The sequence below is a fragment of the Enterococcus pallens ATCC BAA-351 genome (assembly GCF_000407485.1).
Lineage (GTDB): Bacteria > Bacillota > Bacilli > Lactobacillales > Enterococcaceae > Enterococcus_A > Enterococcus_A pallens.
On record NZ_ASWD01000003.1, the window covers coordinates 286,613 to 310,688 of the forward strand.

The window sequence follows — 24,076 nt, forward strand, 5'->3', positions numbered from 1 at the left end:
TTTTGAAATTAATCTCAGTATAGCAGAGAGCTTAAAATAAATCATGATAAAGCACACATTTTAAAGAATCTTGAAAAAAACCGAACCCTTAATTGGTTCGGTTTTTGTTATTCTTATAGGTTTCAAATACGTGAGGATACAGGTTTTTCTCATCGACAGTTCCTTGAGCTTGATCGATCAATTGCCAATCAGACCAATCAATTGAAGGAAAATAGGCATCTCCTTCAAAGACATGATCAATCTTTGTTCGATACAAGCAATCGCAGTAAGGCAAAAATTCCTGATAAACGGATGAACCACCCGCGATATAAGTAATCATTTCTGTCTGCTGACTGTAATCTAAAACTTCCTCCAACGAATGCATTACAAGTACCTGATCATTTTGATAATCGGTATTGCGAGTTAAAACAATCGTTTGCCGGTTAGGCAGCGGACGACCGCCCATTCCTTCGAAGGTTTTTCGCCCCATAACAATCGTATTGTTTACGGTTTTTTCCTTAAAAAAGCGCAGGTCATTCGGCAAATGCCAAGGCAAACGGTCGTTTTTACCGATTAACCCATTCTTATCCTGTGCCCAAATTGCGATTAGCATAATTTCCCTCCTAAACTGCAATCGGTGCTTTAATTGTTGGCGCTGGGTCATAGCCTTCAATTTGAATGTCTTCCATCTCAAAATCAAAAACCGATTGCTTTTCCTGATTCAAACGCAAGGTTGGAAAAGCCTTTGGTGTCCGGCTTAGCTGCTGCTTCATTTGCTCTTCATGATTAGAATATAAATGAGCATCCCCTAAAGTATGAACAAATTCGCCTACTTCCAAATTCGTCTCATGAGCAATTAAATGAGTTAATAAGGCATAACTAGCAATATTAAAAGGAACACCTAGGAAAACATCCGCACTGCGTTGGTACAACTGACAGCTTAACTTGCCATCATTTACATAAAACTGGAACATGGTGTGGCAAGGTGGCAAGGCCATTGATGGAACATCTTCCGGGTTCCAGGCTGAAACAATTAGACGACGTGAATCTGGATTGGTTTTAATCATTTCAATCACATCACCCAATTGATCAATGAAGCCGCCCTCTTTCGTTTGCCAGTGCCGCCATTGAGAACCATAAATATTTCCCAGATCTCCATATTTTTCAGCGAAGGCTTCGTCTGCCAAGATTTTCTCACAGAAAGCTTTCATTTCTGCTTGATATTGCTGGTTAAAATCTTCATCCTGCAAAGCACGATGACCAAAATCAGTCATATCGGGACCTTGGTAATCCTCAGATTGGACATAACGTTCAAAGGCCCACTCATCCCAAATATGATTATTGTGCTGCAAAAGATAACGAATGTTGGTATCTCCTTTGATAAACCAGAGCAATTCACTCTTAATTAAACCAAAAGGTACTCGCTTCGTAGTTAGCAAAGGAAACCCTTCACTTAAATCAAAACGCATTTGATAACCGAAAAGACTCTTTGTGCCAGTGCCAGTCCGATCACCTTTTTGATGACCTTCTGTTAACAATTTTTTTCCAAGATCTAAATATGCTTGCTCCATTTTATTGCCCCTCCATAAGTTCACTTAAATATTCCCAACGGGTCATTTTGTTTTCCAATTCTTGCTCAGTATCTGTTATTTCCTGCTGGAGTTCCTGCAGCTTTGTGAAATCATCTCCTTGATGATTCATCTCTTCCGTTAACTCATCAATTCGCTGCTCCAGCTCAGCAATTGTATCTTCAATGGTTTCCCATTCTTTTTTCTCATGATAAGACAATTTCTTTTTCTGCGTTTTTTCCTTAACTACTACTGGTGCTTTCGTACTTTTTTCTGCTTTATCCTGCTGAGTTTGTTTTGCCAAGTAGTCAATGATTGAACCAAAATAACTGTCAATGTGAGCATTGCCTTTAAAAATCAACAGCTTTTCTGCTACCTTATCTAAGAAGTAACGGTCATGGGAGACGGTGATTACAGCTCCCGGAAAGTCCAATAAATAATCTTCTAAAACGGTTAATGTAGCGATATCCAAATCATTGGTTGGTTCATCCAGCAATAAAACATTCGGCTGCTGGATCAGTAATTTCAGCAAGTACAATCGCCGTTTTTCACCACCGGACAATTTCCCGATGATTGTGCCATGCATAAATCGTGGAAACAGGAATCGTTCCAATAATTCTGCAACACCAATTTGGCTGCCATCTCGTTGCTTCACTTCTTCTGCAGCTTCCTGCAGATAGGCAATCATCCGCTGGTCGGGATTCATTTCTTCATTGCGCTGTGTATAATAGGCTAAACGAACCGTTTCGCCTACTTCTAAAATCCCGCTGTCTATTGCAATGCGACCGGCCAAAATATTTAACAAGGTAGATTTTCCAGCCCCATTTTTCCCTGTAATTCCCAAACGTTCTCGAGCTTGGATTAATAGATCGAAATGATTCAGCAGCTGTTTCCCCTCAATTTGATACGAGGCATCTTGAAGCTCCAGTACCTTTTTCCCTAAGCGAGTCGTAGCAATATTCATTTCCACCTGACCATCGGTTTTTACTTGATGCAGGTTTTCTTTCAAATCTTCAAAGCGGTGAATTCGCGCCTGCTGCTTAGTGGTTCGAGCCTTAGCACCAGCTCGCATCCAGGCCAGTTCCTGTTTGTAAAGCTGGACTCGCTTACCTTCCTGCTCTTGCGCAACCCGATCTCTTTCCGCCTTTTCCATTACATAAGCTTCATAGTTCCCTTGATATTCATATAGCTTACCAAAAGAAAGTTCAAAAATCCGATTAGCTACTCGATCTAAAAAGTAGCGATCATGAGTAACCATCAATAAAGAGCCTTGATAATTCTTTAAATAATTTTCCAGCCATTGAATCGCTTCATAATCCAGGTGGTTTGTTGGCTCATCTAAAAGTAGGAGATCAGGGGCATCAATCAACACTTGGGCTAAGCCCACACGTTTGATTTGTCCACCAGATAATTCTTTGATCTGTTTATCCAGTGTCACAATACCTAATTTGTTTAAAATGGCTTTTGCTTCACTGTCGGCGTTCCACGCATTCTGCTCATTCATGGCTTCCTCTGCCTTAGCAAACCGCTCCTGCAAAGTAGAATTCATTGTATCCTCGTTTAAATTCATTAATGCCTTTTCATAAGCTCGAACAGTCTGCATTAACGAATTATCTCCTTGAAAAACTGCATCTAAAACAGTCATTTCCGGATCAAAATCTTGTTCCTGAGCTAAATAGCCAATGCGATAGTCGCTGCTTTTCTCGACTGCTGAAACATCGCCATCTCCACTGTCTAAGCCAGCTAAAATGTTTAATAGGCTGCTTTTACCCGTGCCATTGACTCCGATCAGCCCAATCCGATCCTTTTCATGGATCAAAAATGAGATGCGATCAAATAAGGTTTTATCTCCAAAGGTCTTGTATAAATCGGTAACACGTAATTCTTTCATTAGAATCATCCTCAATTTTTCTCTTTGGCTATTGTAACAAAAAAAGAGCTGCAAAGGAATGCTTCTGATCCCTTTACAGCTTTTCATTTTTTTATTGCCAAAAATCAGTGAAGTGTTCTGGATGAAAGTGATGATGTCCCGGACCTTTTCCAGGGCCATGTCCACAATGAGGTCCATGGTGATGATGTCCTTCACCTTCGAATCCGTGACCACCACCAAAGGTTTCCGGATCTTCTTCCATTTTAGTATTCAGCTCTTCCAACAATTTATTAATTAAGCGGGCAAACTCTGCTTTTTCTTCTTCGCTGAATTGAGCAAATAGTTCTTCGTCTAAGGCTGGTTTTTCATCCAGCTTGTCGGCTGCTTCCTGACCAGTTTCTGTTAAACGAACAATCATAACTCTCCGATCTTCCTCAGACGTCTCACGAGTAATCCATTCTTTGTCTTCCATTTTTTGTAAAAGCTCACCCACAGATTGTGGACGCATACCTAATACGAAAGTCAAATCTTTTTGGGATATTTCTGGTGTCATTTTCAATAAAGCCAATACTCGACCTTGTCCTCGGTGGGGACCTAGTGTTTGATTCTTGGCCATTTGTCTATGGTGATAACGACGTAACTCATGCTGCATTTTCATTAATTGTTCACTAATATTTTCCATTATACTCTCTCCTTTTTTAGTAAGGTACCTTACTTTATATTTTTATTATACAGGTACCTGATCAATATTGCAAGTCTTCAGGTACCTTTCTTTTTTAAGTTTTTCTAAATACGAAAAATGACTCTTATTCTCTTGCGCATATCATTCTGCTAAACTGCTTGGTTCTTTGTTTTGCTAAATTTTTAATGTGGCTATTATCTATTTGCTTACTGCGAAAAGCAGAACTGACTGCTAGTTCGTTTAGTGGGACGCATTTTTCAAAATACGAAAAATGGCTCTTATTCTCTTGCGCATATCATTCTGCTAAACTGCTTGGTTCTTTGTTTTGCTAAATTTTTTAATGTGGCTATTATCTAATTGCTTACTGCGAAAAGCAGAACTGACAAAAAAAGCAGCTAAACGGATTTTTCCGTTTAGCTGCAAATTTCTTAGAAGCGATCGCCGTATACGTCATCGACTGTTTTTTCAGGGTCAATTACGATGTACAGGCTTTTAGTTTTTTCTGATTCTTTAGTTGATTGGTAAATGTTGTCTAATCCTTCATTGTCTTTATCCTTGTAAGGGAAATAAACTGAATCTGGATGGCCATTGCGGTAAATGATTTCCATACGTTCAATATCTTCAAATTTCTTCGCACGGTCAAACATGCCCATTTCCAAGCCGCCTAAGTTAATATCAGAGGTTTGAACATGGTCGCCTTCTTGATAAATTTCAATTTTGAAACCAGCACAAGGATGAATCTCAACAAACTCGCTGCCGTTGATGCGACCAAAACTTGTTGTAATTTGCTTAATCCACAAATCACCGATATATCGACGCTCAATCGTCCAAGTTTCTACATTGCGGAAGTAAAATTTTAGTGCAGTCATTTCTCTAGCCATAGTCATTCTCCTAACAATAATTAGTATAATTTAATTCTATCACATATCTTGGCAAACGGTCACATATTGTGATTTTCCTTCATTTTTCTCATGAATTGTTCATTATCGACGATTACGCGGGTGTGATGCGCCTGTCCAATCATTCTTTGATTATCATAGGCCTCAATTTCAAAGGTTGCTTTCTTGCCGTTTTGCTCAGTTATCACTGCTTGCACCTCGATTACAGCTCCTACTGGCGAAGGAGCTAAATGCTTCAATTCCACCGCAAAACCGACACTGGTTTCTTGTTCTGATAATTGCTGGCTAAGCAGCTCTTTGGCACAATTTTCCATCATTGCCAGTAAGGCTGGGGTTGAGAGGACTGATAAATCACCTGATCCAACATTTTTAGCTGTAGTGTTTTCCGCCACATCGTAAGAAAGTATTTGTTTATCCATGAGGTTCCTCCTCCATAAAATTTTGAGCAAAATTTAGTAAGGCCTCTTGTTCATTTGGCAGATTTTTTTCAATGACTTCTCGTTCCATCCCACGTAAAACTTGATTGATCCAAGGCCCCTTAGGATAATCAAATTGCTGAATCAAATCATTGCCTTTAATAGCCAAATCCTTCAAATTATGAATCGGCAGATTTTGATACATTAAACGGATTTTGGCTTGGTTCGGTTTTTTACCAAAGTAAATCAGCAGGTATTCAACAGAAACAGCTAGTTCACGTCCTACCTGATACAAGTTCCAATTGTCCCATTCATGACTCAAGCGAAAGGCTAAAGCCGGAACCATTTGACTGACATCCTTGATTAACTGATTGGAACATTTCCATTCCTTCATAAACGACTTGATCTGATCTTGCTTTAACCCTAGCATGGAAATTAACAACGTCCAGGCCTGTTTTTCGGTAGGAATGGCTGGACCGATTAAATCTGCAAACCTCAACAGCGCCTCACCGTAATTGCTTAAGCCTGGGCAATAAATGTAACATTCAGATTCTACAAAGGTTTTAACCCCCGCTTGACGAGAGGAGCCCATCAATAATTTTACAAATTCGACATTGATTCGCTCAACTGAAATTTTAGCCAGCAGCGAATGGTATTCGCGAATCGCCTCGAAGGTTTCAGGTTCTAAAGTAAAGCCTAATTGACTAATAAAACGTAGACCTCGCATCATCCGCAGAGCGTCCTCATGGAAACGTTCGTAAGGATTTCCGACTGCTCGCAGCTTTCTAGAACGTAAATCACTCAAGCCATCAAATAAATCAATCACTTCACCATCAATTCCAACAGCTAAGGCATTAATGGTAAAATCTCTGCGTTTTAAATCTTCCTTCAGAGAACGAACAAATTCTACATGATCTGGTCGACGAAAATCCTGATACGTAGACTCGGTTCGAAAGGTTGTCACTTCATAAGTCGCGTCCTTAGTAACTACCATAACTGTCCCGTGCTGAATCCCTACATCTATCGTTCGTCGAAACAACTGTTTAATTTCAGCCGGGAAGGCACTAGTGGCAATATCTACATCGTGGATCGGTTTATTCAGCAAAATATCCCGAACGCTGCCGCCTACATAATAAGCTTCATAGCCGGCTCCTTGAAGCTCCCGCAGGATCGGCATTGCACCTTGAAATTCAATTGGTAATGCGTCTAATTTCATTCCTCTGCCCCTTTGCCGTCCTTACGCTCAAAGCGAAAGCGATCCCGTTGATTAAATTTTTCCATATTTTGGTTAAAAACCTCAGTTAAATCTATATCCATTGAGTTGGCCATGATCAAGGTAACGAATAAAACATCTCCTAGCTCTTCAGCCACTGTTTTTGGTTCTTCCTCAGGTTTTTTCGGCTTTTCTCCGTAATAGTGATTCACCTCGCGGGCCAGCTCGCCAACTTCCTCAGTTAGTCGGGCCATTTGAGCCAAGGGTGAAAAATAACCTGTCTTGAACTGTTGAATGTATGTGTCGACTTCTTTTTGCATCGCTGCTAATGTTTTTTCTTCCATCAAACCACCTCCACTATATCTTAACAAAAATAAGCTTTGTTTCCTATCAAGTTGTTGTAAGTATTTGTCTTTCATGATATGTTGGATGAGGAAAATCGCTAAAGGAGGGGCTTATGAAAACAACAACTGCAACACGCGCTAAAGAAGTCTTTTTCATCGTTTTTGGGACAGCTATCTATGCTTTTGGATTGGTTTATTTAAACATTGCCAATCATTTGGCAGAAGGCGGCGTCACCGGGATCACCTTGATTATCCGAGCACTATTTGGAATTGATCCTGCTTATACGACATTGCTTATTAATATTCCCCTGATTTTAATTGGTGGTCGGATTCTAGGAAAACGCTCATTTTATTACACTATTTTGGGAACCGTCAGCTTATCGGTATTCTTGTGGATTTGGCAAAGAGTCCCCTTTGCTATTAATCTTGATCACGATTTGTTTATCGTTTCCTTATTGGCAGGTCTATTTGCTGGATTCGGCAGCGGACTTGTTTATCGTTACGGTGGTACAACTGGTGGAGCCGATGTAATCGCCCGCATATTGGAACAGAAAAATGGTTTTACAATGGGAAAATCATTGCTTATTTTTGATGCCATCGTTTTGCTTTTATCTTTGAGTTATTTGGATCTGAAACGGATGATGTATACCTTGATCGTATCCTTCGTGTTCAGCCGAGTAGTGGACGTCTTGTCTTCTGGAGGCTATGCAGCCAAGGGGGTAATGATTATCTCCAATCAGAGCGAAGCCATCGCTGCTTTACTAATGGATCATTTAGAACGAGGAGTTACTTACTTGCATGGAGAAGGCGGTTTTTCTTCTGAAATGAAAAAAATCGTCTACATTATTGTTTCTCAGCAAGAATTAAACGAAGTGAAAAAAATTATCCATTCAGTCGATGAACACGCCTTTATCTCCATTATAAATGTACATGATGTGGCTGGAGAAGGCTTCACTTACTTAAAACCTCAGCGCCGAAAATTTTTCTTGAAAAAACCGTAAAAAGAATGGCAGGGCTCATGATAGCTCCCTGCCATTCTTTTTATTTAGTTACTTCATCTTCGCAAATTGACATTTTCAGGCGATTAATTTCATCAGAAAGCTCAAGAAAGGCTTCTTTATCGCCATTTTCTAAAGCTTGATTAATTTGACTGATTAACAGCCTCAGCTTCGCTTCCTTTTCTTCCCGAGCAATGTGCTCCTCTACCTCGCGAATAATTTCTTCGCTAACAGAATCATTCCAGGAAGCCTCTGGGTTATCCTCCAGTACAGATAGATATTGGACATTTTGCCAGGAATTGGGAAAAATACATTCCAAATATAAAGGCTGGGCCCAATGAAGACGGATTTCGTGAAAAACTTGGTCGCTATTCGTGAAGGCTTGACCATGAACATGCAAGCTCATTGGTTCATCTTCTTGTGTAATATCTCGAATGACTAAACCACGTTTTGTGTAATTGGCATTTTCGACAATATGAACATTTTTTAAAATAGTTTCATGATTAATCAAATAGTTCAAGATCCAGATTACTTCCCGTCTACGGAAAGAAACGTTGTTGATTAACCAAACGAGGAACTCTCTTTTTTCAGTTACATCAATCATCTAATCACCCCTTTATAGTAAATCCTCCAAAAGCGACACGACTTCTAAATCTCCCGGCTCTATTTCTAAATACATTGTTAGTACTTGTTTGGCTTGGTCGATTAAGCCTTCCTCTCTCAAGAAAATGCCATATTCCTTTAAAAATTCCGGCTCATGAGAAAGCTGTTCGTAGGCTTGCTGGTAATGCTGTTTCGCCTGAGCAAATTCTTCAATTTCATTGTAGGCCTGTGCCAAATTCCATTCTGCATATGGATTGTCCTGCTCATCCATTCTTTCAACCATTTCAATTGCTTGTTCAGGCTGATCCTCATTCAAGTATAAATTACTTAAGGTTAATAAGGTTTCATCCGTTTTTTCGCCTAGCTCCAAGGCCTTCAGTAAAAGCTCTTCAGCCTTTTTACTATCCTTCAAACGATAAGCTACCTCAGAGGCTAAATGCAGCAGCTCCACTTGGAAAGGATTTTCCTTAATTCCTTCCTCAGCAGTTTCAAAAGCTTCCTCCAGTAACTCTTCTTCTTTCATGGAATCTGCTAAATAGTAATAAGCACTTTGATAAGTCGGTTCCAAAGCGATCACTTCCTGCAAATAAATCATTGCTCGTTGGTAATCATGCAGCTGATAGTAAGTAAAGCCAATTTGGAATAAGCGATCGGCTGTTCGATCCTCTTCTAACGCTTGTTCCAAAAATGGTAATGCTTCCTCAAAAGCTCCTAAAAGGCTATAAGCAGTGCCTAAACGTTCATTAATCGATACATTAGCAATTTGATCATAGCCTTGATTTTGCAACTGACCATATTCATCCACTGCTTCTCCCAGCTGGTTATTAGAGAAATGCAGCTCCGCTAAAGCAAAAATAATTAACGGTTCTTCTGGCGCTGCATTTTTAGCCTGCAGCAGCTTCGCTTCACTCACCTCTGGGATACCTAGTACCTGATACAAATCAGCCGTAATCAACAAACTTTCTACGTAGTTGTCACTTTCTGGCTGTATCTTTTCTAAATATTCAAAAGCCTGATCAATTTCGTCGTCCTCAATGGCCATTTCCGCTAAGTATAAATAGAAACTATCTTCTTCTGGAAATTCTGCACTTAATTTTTTATAAATTCGCTTGGCTTCTTCTAAAAAGCCTAAAGCTTGCAGCTCTACGGCTAAACTAGCCAGTATTTCTGGTTCATCCTGTTTCAAGGCTTGTTCAAAAAGAAGCGTTGCCTCAGCTAAATCCTCAGCTTCTAAAGCTGCTAACATTTTCTCACTATAACTTGCCATTTAATTCCCTCTAATTTCTTCTATTAGTTTTTGATAATGATCAAAGGTATCAACGAGTTCCTGTTGTGTCGGAACCTGCTGCTTCCCAATTTCCCCAATAGCTTCCAATTCCACCAGGGGATGCTCTTTTGCCAAAGCAATCACCTGCTCGCCATATTCTCCTAAGGATATCGGCTCTGGCAAGGAGACTGGGTAGCCTAATTGCCCCAACCATATCACAAAATTTTTAAAATTGAAATGCAAACCTCTTGTACAGACATTCCAGCAAAGCTCCATTAACAGGCCAAACATATTTTTCATACTGTTAGACAGTAAATGACCATTCTCAATTCGGAAAAAAGCCAATTCAAAGGCTTTGCCAAAGCGTTTAATTTCTTTTCCATTCTCTTGATAGTAGCGTAAAATTGCTTCGATAAAAGCTGAAAAGGAACGCTGCATTAACAGCTGCCGACTTGGATAAGCGCTGTACAGCCGTTGCAAAAAGGCATGGTCGCTGACAATTCCACAGCGAATTAAGCTAAGCAGATCCACCATTTTTCCATCAGACTGCTGATCTGCCATTGTGTGATCAAATAAGATACTGTCTGGCGCCTCATTAATTTCCATCACTGGCTGTATCGTTTCTGCTAAAACAATTTCATGCTGGAAGGTTAAGCTTTGAGCGAAGGCTCGAATCGATACTGGCAAAAGCCACAAATCCGCTTCTATATTAGATACATGATGCAAAAATGCAGTAAGATCCATTACTCCTTCATTGCCAATTCCAATGAACAGAAAATTCTCCTGTTGGGAAAATCGTTTAAGAAAAAGGACAAACTCTTCAAAATGATTCATGTCATTGCAATAGCGCTGATTGGTAGTTATAAACCAGTCATGGCTGCTGGAGTCTGGTATAAACTGCGCCAGCTTATCAGCGTATAGATCATAATAGCGCTGGTTGCCGCAAATTACTAATTGATAATTATTCAGGTTCTTCTCCCGCATCATCGAAGCTACAGTTTCACCATAGGTTACTTGCGTTGCCAAATTTTCCTGCTGGTAAAGATAGTCCATCTGCCTTCTCACCGCCTTTTCATGGTCTTACTATTATTATAATATAAACACTCCTAGAAAGTAGCAATAAGAAAACTTTTTTACGATAATCAGCAAATTAAACAGCTTATTTTGCTAAATCACTGTCGAAACACGGGTTATTCATTAAAGAAATGTAAACGATCTCTTTATAATGATTATATTGAATAATTTCAGAATAAATTTATTTAATGGGATTATCTGCATTTTATTTTTAAGTTCTCATGGTCGCTTTTACAGAGTTTGGTATAATTTTATTGTTACATACTGAAAGGAATTAGTTAAGCATGATATGGTTAAGCAGAATACTTTTTTGGGTCCCGTTTCTCTTCTTTTGTTTAGTGATTCTATCCTTTTCAAACCAATCGGTACAACTAACGAAAAGCAAAATCATTGTTACGTTGCTTTGTATGCCGGTGCTCTTTTTTACTATTAAAATATTCAATTACCATCATTGGGAGCCTGATGAATGGCTGATTTACTATTTTATCGGCTTTGTGGTTTCAACACTAGTGTTGTGCCTTGTTTGGTATTATCTTCAAAAGAAGGGATAGTTTGAGCAAGGGGAATTTCCCGATACTGTCTGCCGTATATCTTTATTCATATTTTTTTGCAAACAAAAACCGTTAGAGCCCTAGAGCCCTAACGGTTTTTCAACTGTCATTATTTGACAGCGTCTTTTAATGCTTTACCTGGTTTGAATGCAGGTACTTTGCTTGCTGGGATTTCGATTTCTTCTCCAGTTTGTGGGTTACGTCCTTTACGAGCCGCACGTTCACGAACTTCAAAGTTACCAAAACCGATCAATTGAACTTTTTCGCCTTCTGCTAATGCGTCTTGGATTGTTGCAAAGACTGCGTCAACAGCTGCGGTTGCGTCTTTTTTAGTTAAATCAGTAGCAGTTGCAACTTTTTCGATCAATTCCGCTTTGTTTGCCATGAATGAATTCACCTCCTGAGAAATGAGTCTGATGTTTGTACATCATTTATCTAACAGCTGAGTGGTCCAGCCGCTAGTGTTGAAATATTGATTTGGTCAATATTCTTTTATAACGATAGCACATGAACCTTGTGATAGCAAGGTTTTTAGCAATTTATGACACAAAATTCATTCTTTTATAGTCGAAAAAGAAAAATAATTGTCAGGCTAAAAAAAGTATGGTAAAATGTCCTATTTTCGGCGGCGCGGCAAGATTTTGATTGGTGTTCCTTCAAAGCCGAATGCCTTACGAACCTGGTTTTCTAAAAAGCGGGCATAAGAGAAATGCATCAGCTCTTCTTCGTTAACAAAGACCACGAAGGTTGGTGGTTTGACCGCCACCTGTGTTGCATAAAAAATCTTCAAACGTTTGCCCTTATCAGTTGGAGTTGGGTTAATCGCTACCGCATCCATAATGACATCATTTAAGACTGCTGAAGGGACCCGCAGATTTTGATTCATGCTGACATCTTCGATCATTTCTGGCAGCTTGTTTAATCGTTGTTTAGTAGCTGCTGAAACAAAGATAATCGGCGCGTAATCTAAATAAGCAAATTCTTCACGAATGTCTTCTTCGAATTTCTTCATCGTATGGGTGTCTTTTTCAACAAGATCCCATTTATTCACTACAATGATAATTCCGCGGCCTGCTTCATGGGCATAGCCGGCGATTCGCTTGTCCTGCTCACGAATGCCTTCTTCTCCATTTAAGACGACTAGCACGACGTCTGAACGATCGATCGCACGCATGGCACGCATCACACTGTATTTCTCAGTATTTTCGTATACTTTGCCCCGCTTACGCATGCCGGCTGTATCGATCATGGTGAATTCCTGGCCTGAGTCCCCAACAAAATGAGTATCGATCGCATCACGGGTGGTTCCTTCGATATCAGACACGATGACACGGTCTTCACCTAATATCGCGTTGATTAACGAGGATTTTCCTACGTTTGGACGGCCAATTAAGCTGAATTTAATGCTTTCATCGTCCTCTTCCTCCGCATCCTCAGGGAAGTGCTTAACAGCCTCATCTAGGACATCGCCTAAACCTAAACCGTGGCTTCCTGAAACTGGAAAGGGTTCACCTAATCCTAGAGAGTAAAATTCATAAATTTCACTACGCATTTCTGGGTTATCAACCTTGTTAACAGCCAGAATAATCGGTTTTTTGCTGCGGTAAAGAATTTTTGCAACGGCTTCATCAGCGTCAGTCACGCCTTCGCGGCCGCTAGTAATAAAGATGATGACATCTGCTTCATCAATTGCAATTTGTGCTTGTTGTTTGATCTGTTCCATGAATGGTTCATCAATAATATCGATCCCACCAGTATCAATGATGGAAAATTCTTGGCTTAACCATTCACCCTTCGCGTAAATCCGATCACGGGTAACTCCCGGTGTATCTTCAACAATCGAAATCCGCTCTCCGGCGATTCGGTTAAATATCGTTGATTTACCGACATTAGGACGACCAACAATAGCAATAGTTGGGTTTGACATGATTGTGCTCCTTATTTATAGTTTATTGTGAAAAATTTTCACTTGAATGCCATGTTGCTTAGTTGCGATACTCACTTGTCTAAATGGAATAAATTCTATCAAATTTACTTTTCTCTTGTGCGTATACCCATTCTGCCTACTAATTCAGTCAAGCAGAACTGGCAATTCTCCTTAGTTTAACGAAAGAACTCCCCTCTTGCAAGAGAAGGGAGTTTAAAAAATGATGAATTTAGGTTTTTTTCAAACAAAAAGACGCACAAGTGTACGTCTGTTTTGATTATTCGTTAGAATCTTCATCTGAACTTTCGTTCAAGGCATCGCCTAAAATATCTCCCATGGTAAATCCGGTGCTTTCTTCCGGCATATCATAAGAAGTATCTTCTGCTTCGGCTTTTTCTTCTTCGGGTTTTTCTTCCAGTGCTTTAATTGATAAAGCTACTCGATGATCCTCTGGATGAACCTCTAAAACCTTCACTTGCACTTTGTCTCCTTCATGTAACACTTCATGAGGAGTAGCAATGTGTTTGTGAGAAATTTGAGAAATGTGAACCAAGCCTTCAACACCTGGGAAGATTTCCACAAATGCACCAAAGCTGGTCAAGCGTTTCACAGTACCCTCTAAAACTGTACCTGCAGCAGCTTTTTCTTCAATACCGCTCCAAGGTCCAGGCAAGTTAGCTTTAATTGACAGTGAAATACGTTCTTTATCAGGATCAACTGATAATACTTGTACGTCTACTTCTTCACCAACGGATAATACGTCGGCAGGTTTGCCAACATGGCTGTGAGAAATTTCGGAAACGTGCACTAAACCATCAATACCACCAAGATCAATAAATGCTCCAAAATCGGTTAAGCGTGCAACTTTTCCAGTAATTACGTCACCTTCATGTAACCCAGCAAGCACTTCTTTTTTCTTCTCAGCTTTTTCTGCTTCTACAACCGCTTTATGTGAAAGGATCAAACGATTTTCAGAAGGTTCAATTTCAATGATTTTGAAAGCCAATGTTTTGTCGACATATTCAGAAAAATCATCCACAAAATGATCATCGATCATTGATGCAGGGACAAAGCCGCGTACACCAACATCTACTACCAAACCACCTTTAACACTGCTGGTAACAGGTGCTTCAATAATTTTGCCGGCTTCATAATCCTTCTCAATATCTTCCCAAACCTTCTTCGCATCCAAACGACGTTTAGAAAGTAGATAGCTGCCGTTTTCTTTGTCTTTTCCAATAGAGGAAATGACAACTAAATCAAGGACATCGCCGACCTTCACTTCTTCACTAATATCCTCGACAGGTAGCGTGGAAAGTTCTTTAGCGGGAACAACCCCTTCAACTCCTGCGCCTTCAATACCGACGATGACTTGTTTATCTTCTAAGGCAAGAACCTCACCTTTGACGATATCACCGACTTTTACTTCTTGGACGCTTTCCATTGCTGCTTCCATGGAAACATTCTCGTTATCCATTTGATTCTGTTCTAATTCTGTCATGACGTTTGTCCTCCTAACCAACAATTCATACGTAAATAGACTACAGTCTCTATTTTAGAATATTACACATAAAAAATAAAGCGATTTCTTCTCTTTTTCGCAAAAAGAGTACAAAAATCGCTTTATTCCCGAAATTTTTAGGTAATTTCAAAACCTTTTGCCAAAATGACTGCTTGAATCTTCGCAACTACCTGATCAATTGTCAGACCAGTGGTGTCAATTTTTACTGCATCCTCTGCCTGAACCAATGGAGAAACCGTGCGATGAGAATCAAGATAATCTCGCTGCGCTATGGCTTCCTTTATCGAATCAAAGTCAGCCTTCATACCTTTGGAAAGATTTTCCTTGTAACGGCGCTGCGCCCGTTCTTCAACACTGGCAACTAAGAAAATCTTTACTTCAGCATCTGGTAAAACAGTCGTCCCAATGTCTCGACCATCCATCACTACACCGCCTGATTGTGCCAATTCCTGCTGAATACGAACCAGCTGCTCACGAACCTTTCCATGAGCAGATACCTCAGAAACTGCTGATGTGACATCGGCTTGGCGAATTGCTTCGGTGACATCCTGACTGTTCACAAACACCAGCTGACCATTGCCAGTTTGTTCAAAGGATATTGGATATTTTTTGATCAGCTGAACAAGGCAATCCTCCTGATCAAAAGGAACCTTGTGCTGAATAGCCAAGTAAGTAACTGCCCGGTACATTGCTCCGGTATCTACATAAATAAAATGAAATTCTTTTGCTAAAAGCTTCGCTACGGTACTCTTGCCTGAAGAGGCTGGACCGTCAATTGCAATCGCGATTTTTTCCACACGATTCTTCCTTTCCAAAAAATCAGCCGCAATCAAGTGATCACGGCTGAATAGTCATTCTTATTGAATGCGCAGTTGTTGACCAGGATTAATTGCTGGATAGAAGGTATCACCAGTAATCGTGATGCCGTTTAATTCCGCAAGTGTTTCAACTGGTACACCTGTCCGGTTAGCAATTTGCTGCAAGCCTTCGCCTGCTTGAACAGTAGCGGTTGATCCGCTAGGTGCTTGCTGTTGCTGTTGCTGCTGATTTTGTTGTTGTTGAGCCTGTTGCTGTTGCTGCGCTTGTTGTTGCTGCTGCGCTTCTAAAGCAGCCTGCTGCTCTTGTTGACGTTGTGCTTCTTGCTGAGCGGCCTGCTGTTGTTGCTGGCGGGCAGCTGGGTCTTCAGAGCTTTCTGACGTGCTTGAAGATTCTTCAGTGCTTGACTCTGATGATTCTACTGTTGAAGAAGAAGTCACTTGAGTCGTACTTTCAGGAGAGGCCGCTGGTTTACCCGTGTCACGAGTGATCCAGAAATAGGCACCTGCTGGAATTGAAATCAACAATAATAGCAAAATCACTAGAATTGTTAGGAAACGAGTATTCCCGCCTTTGTTTTGCTGTTGACGAGACTGACGTGATGCGTACTCTTCCTCTTCTGTTTCATAAATATGCTGATCCCAAGGCTCGTTATTTGTTTCTCTGTTGCGATCTCTTCTACTCACTTTGTATTACCTCCTAATTGCTGTCGCCAAGTATTATACCATAGCTCGAAAAAAAGTGGCTGACAAATTCAATCTTTCATCGTTTTTTTAAATAATTTTAGTAATATATCTGGCCATTCCTCTGAGAAAGCTGGCGAGTTTGTGATTTTTTCAACTCGTTTCAAAACAGCTCCATCGTTGTCACAGCAGTCTTTAGGCTGACTTTCCAGCTCCTGACCAAAATAATTGACCAAATATTTTCGGCGGCAGCTGCTTAGGTAAATATAGGTCAGCATTTCCTGCAGCTGTGTCTTTCTAATTTTTTCGCGTTGTTCCAAAAGTCCAATCAATTCTTGCGATTGCTGAGGAAACAGCTCCTCCCATTTTTGAATCAACGGATCATCCAACACTAAATCTTCCTGCTGCTTCTTTATCTCGAATAATCGCCGACTGTCGACACTCTGCTGATGAAGGAACTGATGAATGTACTCGTCTCCCTCATTATACAGCAAAATTGCTTGGCTAGGTTGACCATCTCGACCAGCCCGACCGATTTCCTGCAAGTAATCCTCTGGCGAAGAGGGCAAATCATAATGAACCACAAAACGAATATCGTTTTTATTTACCCCCATTCCAAAAGCATTGGTTGCAATTAATAGTCTCAGCTCCCCAGCAATAAATTGCTGCTGCAGCATACGCCGTTCCTGACCGGTTAGGCCACCATGATAGTAAGCGATACTTTCCTGATGCTTCAGCAGTTCGTAAAGCTCCTCTACATGCTTGCGAGTAGCACAATAAATAATTCCTGCACCTGAAAGCTCTGGCAGCAGCGCCAACAAGCGTTCTTGCTTTTCACCAGTTTCTACAAACAGACTTACGTTGGGACGATCTACTGAATAAACCACTTCCTTAACCGGCTGAGAAAACAGCAACCGTTGAATATCTTGCCGCACTTCTGGCGTGGCAGTTGCCGTCAACGCTAAAATCAGCGGCTGCTTCAAAAACTGAATGCCTTCACTCAGCTTCAAATATTCTGGTCGAAAATCAACCCCCCATTGGGAAACACAATGGGCCTCATCTACCACAATGAAAGCTATTTTTAATCGACTTAAAGCCTGCTGAGTCTGATTTGCTAAGAACATTTCTGGACTCATAAAGATGAATTTATACGTTGCAAGATGATTCAAGACAAATTGCTTTTCTGACATTGAAAGCAGGCTGTTTAAAGCAACTGTCCTTCCTTCTCCCAGCTGCTGCAGCTGCGTTACCTGATCCTCCATTAATGAAATCAACGGAGAAATCACAATCACAGTTCCTTCCAATAAATAACCAGGAAGCTGGTAGCAAAGCGATTTTCCTGTGCCGGTTGGCAGCATACCTAAAACCGACTCTTTACTCAATAAGGTATCAATAATTTCTTTTTGACCTGGTCGAAACGAAGAATAACCAAAGCGCTCAGTCAGCAGCTGTTTCGCGTTCATAATTCTGCTCCTTCAAAAATAAAATCTGAGACAAACGGAAATTCAAATATGGCATTTCCGAAAATTCCTGGTACCGCCACGTCAGCATCTCACTTTCTGAATCCGGTGTGATTAATTGGAAATCAGAAAAAGGGAAATCTTCCGCCAATAAGGCCCACTCGATAAAATGATCATTCAAGGTACCTAGCTTTAACCGCCGCCGCTGACCAATTTCTTCAATGGAAAGTCCTGAAAGATACAGCTTCCTCGTCTTCAGCATGCTTTGGTTGTAGTTTAATTGATCCAATTGCCGCAGCAATCGACGAAAATTGGGCTGTTGCAACGCCTGATGAAGGAAGGCATCAATGGCATTTTGGTAATATAGACGATCCCAGGGAGCCTCCTGCCATTCGGCTGGTAAAAGCTGAAACGCTACCCGACCATATTGCTCATATCCGCTAAACTGATTCGCTAGGAAATTGGCCTGATCTTTAGCCAAAGCTGTAAACATTTGCTCCAGCTCCCTTGGAAATTCAGTTAAAAGCCCTTCCTCGGCTTGGCTTAGCCATTTTTTGGTCTGGTATAGGAAAAAGGGCCGCGAATCGATAGGCACGTAATCTTTCTTGTGGTGAGTCAAATGGCTGATTACTTGAACAGCTAATAAACTCAGCTGCCACATTCGCTGCCGCTCACGCCCATAACGCAGCCCATTTAGATCATTCAGCTGAGGTCGCTGCTTATCTTGGAGCCGAGCTCGCCCTGCTTCAGTCAATTGACCAAAGCCATCCACCTCTTCAATCAGCTTTTTCTGGATCAGCTGATTAATCCAGCGATTAAACTGCTTTTCCTCCAGCTGCGAAAAGCTGTCGAACATGGGCAGGTTACGATAAAAAAAACCGTGGAGCAAAACGGAGCTGGTACGTTTGCCAATCAATAAATGATACAAGGTGGATATCCGCAGCTTGTGTCCTGTATGAAATAACGCTAAAATAAAGTCTGTCATAAAAAAACTCCTAGAAGGTGAAAGTTATGAAATGCGAGATTGTGCCTGAGCGCTGCATTGCCTGTGGCCTGTGCCAAGCGTTGGCGCCGCACTTTTTTGATTATACAGATGAGGGCATCGTGACCTTTATCGGCGAGCCTCATGCACTGCAGGAATTTGTTCCTGAAGAAGAACAGCCTGGGGTCATTCAGTCAGCCAAACGCTGTCCGGCCCATGCAATTCTTCTGCATAATCCACTATAACATACGCAAAAGAAAAAAGAATTGACGAATCAATTTGGCAATTTTTTGTCTACTCCATTTAATGAGTCAATTTGTATTTAATTGCAGCAAAAAAGGCCGTCCAACAACTGGATGGCCTTTTCATAGTTAGATTGAGCTGTGATGGTGAGTCGTTATCGTTTTCTTGCTTAGCCATGGTAAGAGCTTGGCATGCAGGATCAAGAAGGCACCACTGACAATCATTCCTTTAATCAAGTTGAAAGGAACAATTCCCACTAGTACATATTTTCCTAAGCTCATTCCTAGCATCTGACCCGCAGTTAACCCGAATGCTTTCAAGTAAAGCGGTGTGATTACGAAATAGTTGGCAATACTCATAAAAATAGTCATGGCGAAAATTCCTAAGCCAATGCCAATGGCTTTTTTGCGAGCCGTTTGTTGTCTAAACAAATAGAAAATCGGCAGAGTAAACATACTAGAGGCCAAAAAGCTGGCTATATCACCAATTAAATTATCAATCGAAAAGCCTGTCGTTACTAGATGAAGCAATGAACGAACAAATGCTGTTGCAACACCCGCCAGCGGACCGAAAATAAACATGTTGATTAAGACTGGAATATCACTAAAGTCCAGTTTTAAAAAGGGAAAGATGGGGATAATCGGCAAAGCGATAAATTGCAAAATCAATCCCATGGCTGCGGCCACTGCTACGGCTGTCATTTTTTGTAACCTTACGTTCTTCATTAAGAATTCCTCCTGTTGGAATCATCTTCATCGAAGCTTTTCCAGGCTGTCTGTACGTAAAAAAACTCTATGCTTCAGAAAAAAGCATAGAGTTACTTGAATACATTCATACCCAAATAAGCCTATCTTCTTTATCCAGACTGTACTGTCGGTCTCGGATTTTCACCGAGTCGGCTGCTTGCGCAGTTCGTGGACTATCACCACCGGTCGGGATTTTCACCCTGCCCCTGAAGACGAACCTAAAATTATTATTTATTTTGTATCTATACTATAGCAAGTTTACTAACAAAAAACAAGTAACTTGCTTTTATTGTGAACTATTGCGCAGGCCATTAATTTCCTTGGCATTCAATCGGCGAAATTCTCCTGGGCGAAGCCCCTTCAATGTCAGGTCGCCATAACGCTCTCGTTTCAGCTTTTGTACGGGTAAACCGACTGCTGCCAGCATGTTTTTCACCTGATGATTACGTCCTTCGTGGATGGTTAATTCTACAATACTGGTTCCGGCCTTACGATCTGTGGATAAAATCTCAAAGCGAGCAGGCGCTGTTTTGCGCCCTTCAATCATGACACCTTTGGCTAACGGATACAAGGTTTTATTATCAGCAAAGCCTTTAACTTTAGCAACATATACTTTGTCAACCTGATGCTTGGGGTGGGACAAGCGCTGAGAGAAATCTCCATCATTGGTTAACAATAAGATACCGGATGTATCATAATCCAAGCGTCCTACTGGATAAATGCGTTCAGGAATTCCCATGAAATAATCGGTAACAACTTTCCGATTTTTGTCATCGGATACCGCAGAGATAACGCCCCGTGGTTTATAGAATAAATAGTATACAGGCTCTTCTTGGTAGATCGGAACACCGTCTACTTCAATCCGCTCTTTCTTGGAAACCTTTGTGCCTAATTCAGTTACCACTTCACCATTTACCTTCACACGACCTTCAGTAATTAAGCTCTCTGCTTTGCGGCGTGAGGCAATTCCAGCGTGGGCAATAACTTTTTGCAATCTTTCCATTTAGCTTTCATCCTTTTCTTTAAAACGATCATAAAATAAATCCAAGGTTTCTTCATCATCTGTCAGATCGGTTTCCATTTGTTGAACATCAGGTAATTCGGTTAAATCTTTCAACCCAAAATAATCCATAAAATACGCGGTCGTCCCATAAAGGATTGCTCGTCCTGGTCCTTCCACTCGACCCTTTTCCTCTATTAACTGACGAGCGGCCAGTGTTTGAACGGCGCCACTGGATTGAACTCCCCGCAGCTCATCGATCTCTCCCCGGGTTATCGGCTGTTTATAGGCAATAATGGATAAGGTTTCTAAGGCGGCCTGGCTTAAGCGATTCGCTAAAGGAGAGCGGGCAAATTCTTTTAACAATGGGGCGAAATGTTTCTTAGTCGTTAAAACAAATCGATTACCCACCTCTAAAATAGTAAACGCTGAGGAAGCATCATTTTCGTATTTTTCCCGCAAGGTAGTAAGGGATTGGTAAATCTCAGCGGTAGCCCTTTCCAGGGTATAGGCCATTTCTTCCAGTTCGATTCCCTCTTCTCCTACTACAAACAGCAGGGCTTCAATTTGACTTAGTTGGTTCATTTTGCTGCTCCTTTTGTAATAACTATTGGGCCATAGGTGTCGGATTGACTGGCTACAGCAATACCTGTTTTCATCAGCTCCAATAAAGCCATGAAGGTAGTAATCATTTCATCCTTCGTATAACGTGAAAAAAGGCTATCCAGCGATAGACTTTCTTGCGTGCTCATAGCATCAATACGGGCACGAATTTGTTTAACCTTATCTTCAATTGTGATTGAATCACTGCTGACAGTGGTTTCAATCGGTTGATTATTCTTTTTTCGCTGCAAAACATCGTGCAAGGCCAAAAATAAATCAATCGTGTTTAACTGATTGGCTGGCAACGGCGGCAGCTCTTCTTCATAATCGGATAAATCCATCGGTGCTTTGGTGTAAAAGAGACTGCGCTCAGCTTCTTTCTCTGAAAGTACAGTAGCCGCATATTTATACTTACGGTATTCCAACAGCTGCTGAACCAACGCATCACGCGGGTCTTCTCCAACCTCTTCTTCGTAATCATACTCCAGCTCAGGCTTGGGCAGCAGCATCTGACTCTTAATCGACATCAACGTTGCAGCCATCACCAAATACTCCCCAGCTACTTCTAGCTCCAGAGTTTTCATGGCATGGATAAAATCCATATATTGCTCCGTTACTTCAGCAATCGGAATATCGTAAATGTCCAGCTCCAGCTGCTTAATTAAATGCAGCAAAAGATCCAGTGGACCTTCAAAAACATCCAGCTTTAAATTAATTTGTTCCATCTAGTTTCCTGTCCTTCTTTTCCACTTAGCCAAGTAGGCCGCAGTGGCCGTTGTTCCAATAATGTGATAATCAGGATAACGCTCCTGCAATTGATCAAGCATTACAAAGCCTAGACCTTCTCCCCGATAGGAAGGGTTAAGGCTAATATCATGTAAAATGATCTCCCGATCGTTCAGCGTTTCAATGCCTAATACGCCTTGGACGTTATTGGCTGCTTCATCATAGTAGTAACAATACAGCTGATAACGTTCGCTTTCTTCGTAATGATCAATTTCCTTTAACTTCGGGTATTCTTCTTTTAGATGCTTATGAAAGCTCAATAAGCCCATTGCAATCTTTCGCTGGTTTTTTCGATAATGAGTAATCATTTTCTTCCTCCAATCACGCTCGTGGGAAAAACTCTTTGTATACTTCGGTCATACGGCGTTTGGTAATGTGCGTATAAATTTGAGTTGTCGAGATGTCGGCATGGCCCAGCAATTCTTGCACCGTTCGCAAATCGGCGCCATTTTCCAGCAGATGCGTGGCAAAACTGTGGCGCAGCGTATGTGGCGTCACATCCTTGGTAATTCCTGCTTTAAGTACAATTTGCTTCAAATTCTTCCAGATTCCTTGGCGGGAAAGCCCTTTTCCGTGATTATTCACAAATAAATGGGTTTCGTTTTGATTCTTCTTGGTTAATAAGGGCCGAGCTTCATTTAGGTAACGCTCCAGCCAATGAATGGCATAGTCCCCTAGCGGAACAATTCGTTCCTTGTCTCCTTTACCGACCGTCTGCAAAAGTCCCATTTCCAAATGGATATCCCCAAGCTTCAAGCCAATCAGTTCGCTAACCCGCAAGCCAGTAGCATACATCACTTCCAAAATAGCCCGGTCGCGGATGCCTAGGGTTGTGCTGGTATCCGGTGTGGCAATTAAGCGCTCCACCTCAGCTAAGGATAATGTTTGCGGCAGCTTTTGAGCCTTTTTAGGACTTTCAATATGCTGCATCGGGTCATGATCGGTATAGCGCTCCTGACGCAGAAACTGATGGAATCGGCGCAAACTAGAAATCATCCGGGTGATCGTGGTGGATGCTTTGCCTTCGTTTGAGAGCAGTGCTAAAAAGTCCACGACAGTATAACGATCGACATCCTGCCAGTTCTTAACGCCCTTTTCTTCCAGGAATAGCAGGTATTGCTTCAAATCTCGTTCATAGCTGGCACGAGTATTTAATGACAAGCCCCGTTCAATCGTCAAATAATGTAAATACTCTTTGATTTGTTCGTCCATTTCCTCACCACTTTCGCTTTATCATACCAAAAAGTCCCTTGATTGGATAGTCTTGTCTCACTATCTTTTCAAGGGACCTGTCAAGGCTGAATATCTATCAGACAATTTTTTTACGCATTCTGTTCATTTTTCTCTTGGCAGGCTTGGCAGATTCCATGGAAGGTTAAGCGATGATCCTTCACTTGAAAACGAAAACGTGCTTCCACGATTTGTTCCACGTCACCTAATAGGTCTTCTTCAATTTCTTCAATATTTCCACATTCTAAACACAACAAGTGGTGATGGAAATGCTCAGCACCTTCCTTGCGCAAATCGTAGCGAGCTAAGCCATCATCAAAGCTGACCTTGTCTACGATATGCAAATCGGTCAGAATTTCCAAGGTGCGATAGACCGTTGCTAACCCAATTTCGGGACTTTTACGTTTCACTAAAAAGTAAATTTCTTCAGCAGATAAATGATCCTTTTCATTCTCCAGCAGTACCAGCAAGGTGGCTTCCCGCTGTGGCGTCAACTTAAAACCAGAATCATGCAATTGTTTTTTTGTTTTTTGTAGCGCTAACGCTGCATTCATAGGAATACCTCACTTATTTGTAATTATTATAAACTAGGAGATCAGTTTTTCTTATTCTGA

27 protein-coding genes and 1 riboswitch are annotated in these 24,076 nt (G+C 41.1%); of the genes, 2 read left to right on the forward strand and 25 right to left on the reverse strand.

Features of this window, described 5'->3' with window-relative positions:
• Nucleotides 1-88: 88 nt before the first annotated feature.
• The 8 genes from I588_RS13910 to I588_RS13945 all read right to left on the reverse strand — a co-directional run bounded on the left by I588_RS13910 (nt 89) and on the right by I588_RS13945 (nt 6,971).
• Nucleotides 89-592: a dihydrofolate reductase gene (locus I588_RS13910; RefSeq protein ID WP_010759385.1), complete on the reverse strand. Its 504-nt coding sequence runs from the start codon at nt 590-592 to the stop codon at nt 89-91.
• A gap of 10 nt (nt 593-602) precedes the next feature.
• The gene (locus I588_RS13915) at nt 603-1,550 is read right to left on the reverse strand and encodes a thymidylate synthase (RefSeq protein WP_010759386.1); all 948 of its coding nucleotides are present in this window, start codon (nt 1,548-1,550) and stop codon (nt 603-605) included.
• A 1-nt stretch (nt 1,551) separates the two neighbouring features.
• On the reverse strand, nt 1,552-3,438 hold the full coding sequence (locus I588_RS13920; protein WP_010759387.1) for an ABC-F family ATP-binding cassette domain-containing protein: 1,887 nt from the start codon (nt 3,436-3,438) through the stop codon (nt 1,552-1,554).
• A gap of 91 nt (nt 3,439-3,529) precedes the next feature.
• Entirely contained in the window at nt 3,530-4,099 is a 570-nt protein-coding gene (locus I588_RS13925) for a MarR family winged helix-turn-helix transcriptional regulator (protein ID WP_010759388.1), read from the reverse strand.
• Nucleotides 4,100-4,527: 428 nt separating this feature from the next.
• Nucleotides 4,528-4,980 carry a hypothetical protein gene (locus I588_RS13930; RefSeq protein ID WP_010759389.1) on the reverse strand — a complete coding sequence of 151 codons (453 nt, stop codon included), beginning with the start codon at nt 4,978-4,980 and terminating at the stop codon, nt 4,528-4,530.
• Between the two features lie 59 nt (nt 4,981-5,039).
• A complete protein-coding gene (locus I588_RS13935; RefSeq protein ID WP_010759390.1) occupies nt 5,040-5,417 on the reverse strand; it encodes a thioesterase family protein in 378 nt (125 codons plus the stop codon).
• On the reverse strand, nt 5,410-6,630 hold the full coding sequence (locus I588_RS13940; protein ID WP_010759391.1) for a CCA tRNA nucleotidyltransferase: 1,221 nt from the start codon (nt 6,628-6,630) through the stop codon (nt 5,410-5,412). Before I588_RS13940 ends, I588_RS13935 begins: the two co-directional genes overlap by 8 nt.
• Nucleotides 6,627-6,971 carry a nucleotide pyrophosphohydrolase gene (locus tag I588_RS13945; protein ID WP_010759392.1) on the reverse strand — a complete coding sequence of 115 codons (345 nt, stop codon included), beginning with the start codon at nt 6,969-6,971 and terminating at the stop codon, nt 6,627-6,629. Before I588_RS13945 ends, I588_RS13940 begins: the two co-directional genes overlap by 4 nt.
• A 113-nt stretch (nt 6,972-7,084) precedes the next feature.
• Here I588_RS13945 and I588_RS13950 point away from each other — a divergent pair, with 113 nt between their 5' ends.
• Nucleotides 7,085-7,972, forward strand: a complete 888-nt coding sequence (locus tag I588_RS13950; protein WP_010759393.1) for a YitT family protein — start codon at nt 7,085-7,087, stop codon at nt 7,970-7,972.
• Between the two features lie 40 nt (nt 7,973-8,012).
• Here the strand turns inward: I588_RS13950 and I588_RS13955 are convergent, their stop codons facing one another.
• The 10 genes from I588_RS13955 to I588_RS14000 all read right to left on the reverse strand — a co-directional run bounded on the left by I588_RS13955 (nt 8,013) and on the right by I588_RS14000 (nt 18,857).
• A complete protein-coding gene (locus I588_RS13955) occupies nt 8,013-8,573 on the reverse strand; it encodes a YpiB family protein (protein WP_010759394.1) in 561 nt (186 codons plus the stop codon).
• 12 nt (nt 8,574-8,585) lie between these two features.
• Nucleotides 8,586-9,839 carry a tetratricopeptide repeat protein gene (locus I588_RS13960; RefSeq protein ID WP_010759395.1) on the reverse strand — a complete coding sequence of 418 codons (1,254 nt, stop codon included), beginning with the start codon at nt 9,837-9,839 and terminating at the stop codon, nt 8,586-8,588.
• Nucleotides 9,840-10,892, reverse strand: coding sequence for a hypothetical protein (locus I588_RS13965; RefSeq protein ID WP_010759396.1), 1,053 nt, complete (start codon nt 10,890-10,892; stop codon nt 9,840-9,842). It abuts the gene before it with no gap.
• 681 nt (nt 10,893-11,573) lie between these two features.
• Complete coding sequence (locus I588_RS13970; RefSeq protein ID WP_010759397.1) at nt 11,574-11,849, reverse strand: HU family DNA-binding protein; 276 nt, start codon at nt 11,847-11,849, stop codon at nt 11,574-11,576.
• Between the two features lie 231 nt (nt 11,850-12,080).
• The gene (gene der / locus I588_RS13975; RefSeq protein WP_010759398.1) at nt 12,081-13,391 is read right to left on the reverse strand and encodes a ribosome biogenesis GTPase Der; all 1,311 of its coding nucleotides are present in this window, start codon (nt 13,389-13,391) and stop codon (nt 12,081-12,083) included.
• Nucleotides 13,392-13,668: 277 nt separating this feature from the next.
• Nucleotides 13,669-14,892: a 30S ribosomal protein S1 gene (rpsA, locus tag I588_RS13980; protein WP_010759399.1), complete on the reverse strand. Its 1,224-nt coding sequence runs from the start codon at nt 14,890-14,892 to the stop codon at nt 13,669-13,671.
• A gap of 137 nt (nt 14,893-15,029) precedes the next feature.
• Nucleotides 15,030-15,710, reverse strand: coding sequence for a (d)CMP kinase (gene cmk, locus I588_RS13985; protein ID WP_010759400.1), 681 nt, complete (start codon nt 15,708-15,710; stop codon nt 15,030-15,032).
• A gap of 60 nt (nt 15,711-15,770) precedes the next feature.
• Nucleotides 15,771-16,415 (reverse strand): SAG1386/EF1546 family surface-associated protein, encoded by a 645-nt coding sequence (locus tag I588_RS13990; RefSeq protein WP_010759401.1) that lies wholly within the window; start codon nt 16,413-16,415, stop codon nt 15,771-15,773.
• A gap of 68 nt (nt 16,416-16,483) precedes the next feature.
• Nucleotides 16,484-17,875 carry a RecQ family ATP-dependent DNA helicase gene (locus I588_RS13995; RefSeq protein ID WP_010759402.1) on the reverse strand — a complete coding sequence of 464 codons (1,392 nt, stop codon included), beginning with the start codon at nt 17,873-17,875 and terminating at the stop codon, nt 16,484-16,486.
• Nucleotides 17,850-18,857, reverse strand: coding sequence for a helix-turn-helix domain-containing protein (locus tag I588_RS14000; protein WP_010759403.1), 1,008 nt, complete (start codon nt 18,855-18,857; stop codon nt 17,850-17,852). Before I588_RS14000 ends, I588_RS13995 begins: the two co-directional genes overlap by 26 nt.
• Before the next feature lie 26 nt (nt 18,858-18,883).
• Between I588_RS14000 and I588_RS14005 the strand changes: the two genes are divergently transcribed.
• On the forward strand, nt 18,884-19,099 hold the full coding sequence (locus I588_RS14005; RefSeq protein ID WP_010759404.1) for a ferredoxin: 216 nt from the start codon (nt 18,884-18,886) through the stop codon (nt 19,097-19,099).
• Nucleotides 19,100-19,225: 126 nt separating this feature from the next.
• Here I588_RS14005 and I588_RS14010 read toward each other — a convergent pair whose 3' ends face one another.
• The 7 genes from I588_RS14010 to fur all read right to left on the reverse strand — a co-directional run bounded on the left by I588_RS14010 (nt 19,226) and on the right by fur (nt 24,016).
• A complete protein-coding gene (locus I588_RS14010; protein ID WP_010759405.1) occupies nt 19,226-19,822 on the reverse strand; it encodes an ECF transporter S component in 597 nt (198 codons plus the stop codon).
• Nucleotides 19,823-19,942: 120 nt separating this feature from the next.
• Nucleotides 19,943-20,061: riboswitch (FMN riboswitch) on the reverse strand.
• Between the two features lie 68 nt (nt 20,062-20,129).
• A complete protein-coding gene (locus I588_RS14015; RefSeq protein ID WP_010759406.1) occupies nt 20,130-20,846 on the reverse strand; it encodes a pseudouridine synthase in 717 nt (238 codons plus the stop codon).
• The gene (gene scpB, locus I588_RS14020; RefSeq protein ID WP_010759407.1) at nt 20,847-21,428 is read right to left on the reverse strand and encodes an SMC-Scp complex subunit ScpB; all 582 of its coding nucleotides are present in this window, start codon (nt 21,426-21,428) and stop codon (nt 20,847-20,849) included. It lies immediately after the preceding gene.
• Complete coding sequence (locus tag I588_RS14025; RefSeq protein ID WP_010759408.1) at nt 21,425-22,171, reverse strand: segregation/condensation protein A; 747 nt, start codon at nt 22,169-22,171, stop codon at nt 21,425-21,427. The genes scpB and I588_RS14025 overlap by 4 nt, the downstream gene beginning before the upstream one ends.
• Entirely contained in the window at nt 22,172-22,540 is a 369-nt protein-coding gene (locus tag I588_RS14030) for a GNAT family N-acetyltransferase (protein WP_010759409.1), read from the reverse strand.
• 13 nt (nt 22,541-22,553) lie between these two features.
• A complete protein-coding gene (gene xerD, locus I588_RS14035) occupies nt 22,554-23,444 on the reverse strand; it encodes a site-specific tyrosine recombinase XerD (RefSeq protein ID WP_010759410.1) in 891 nt (296 codons plus the stop codon).
• Between the two features lie 110 nt (nt 23,445-23,554).
• Complete coding sequence (fur, locus tag I588_RS14040; RefSeq protein ID WP_010759411.1) at nt 23,555-24,016, reverse strand: ferric iron uptake transcriptional regulator; 462 nt, start codon at nt 24,014-24,016, stop codon at nt 23,555-23,557.
• Between the last annotated feature and the right edge of the window lie 60 nt (nt 24,017-24,076).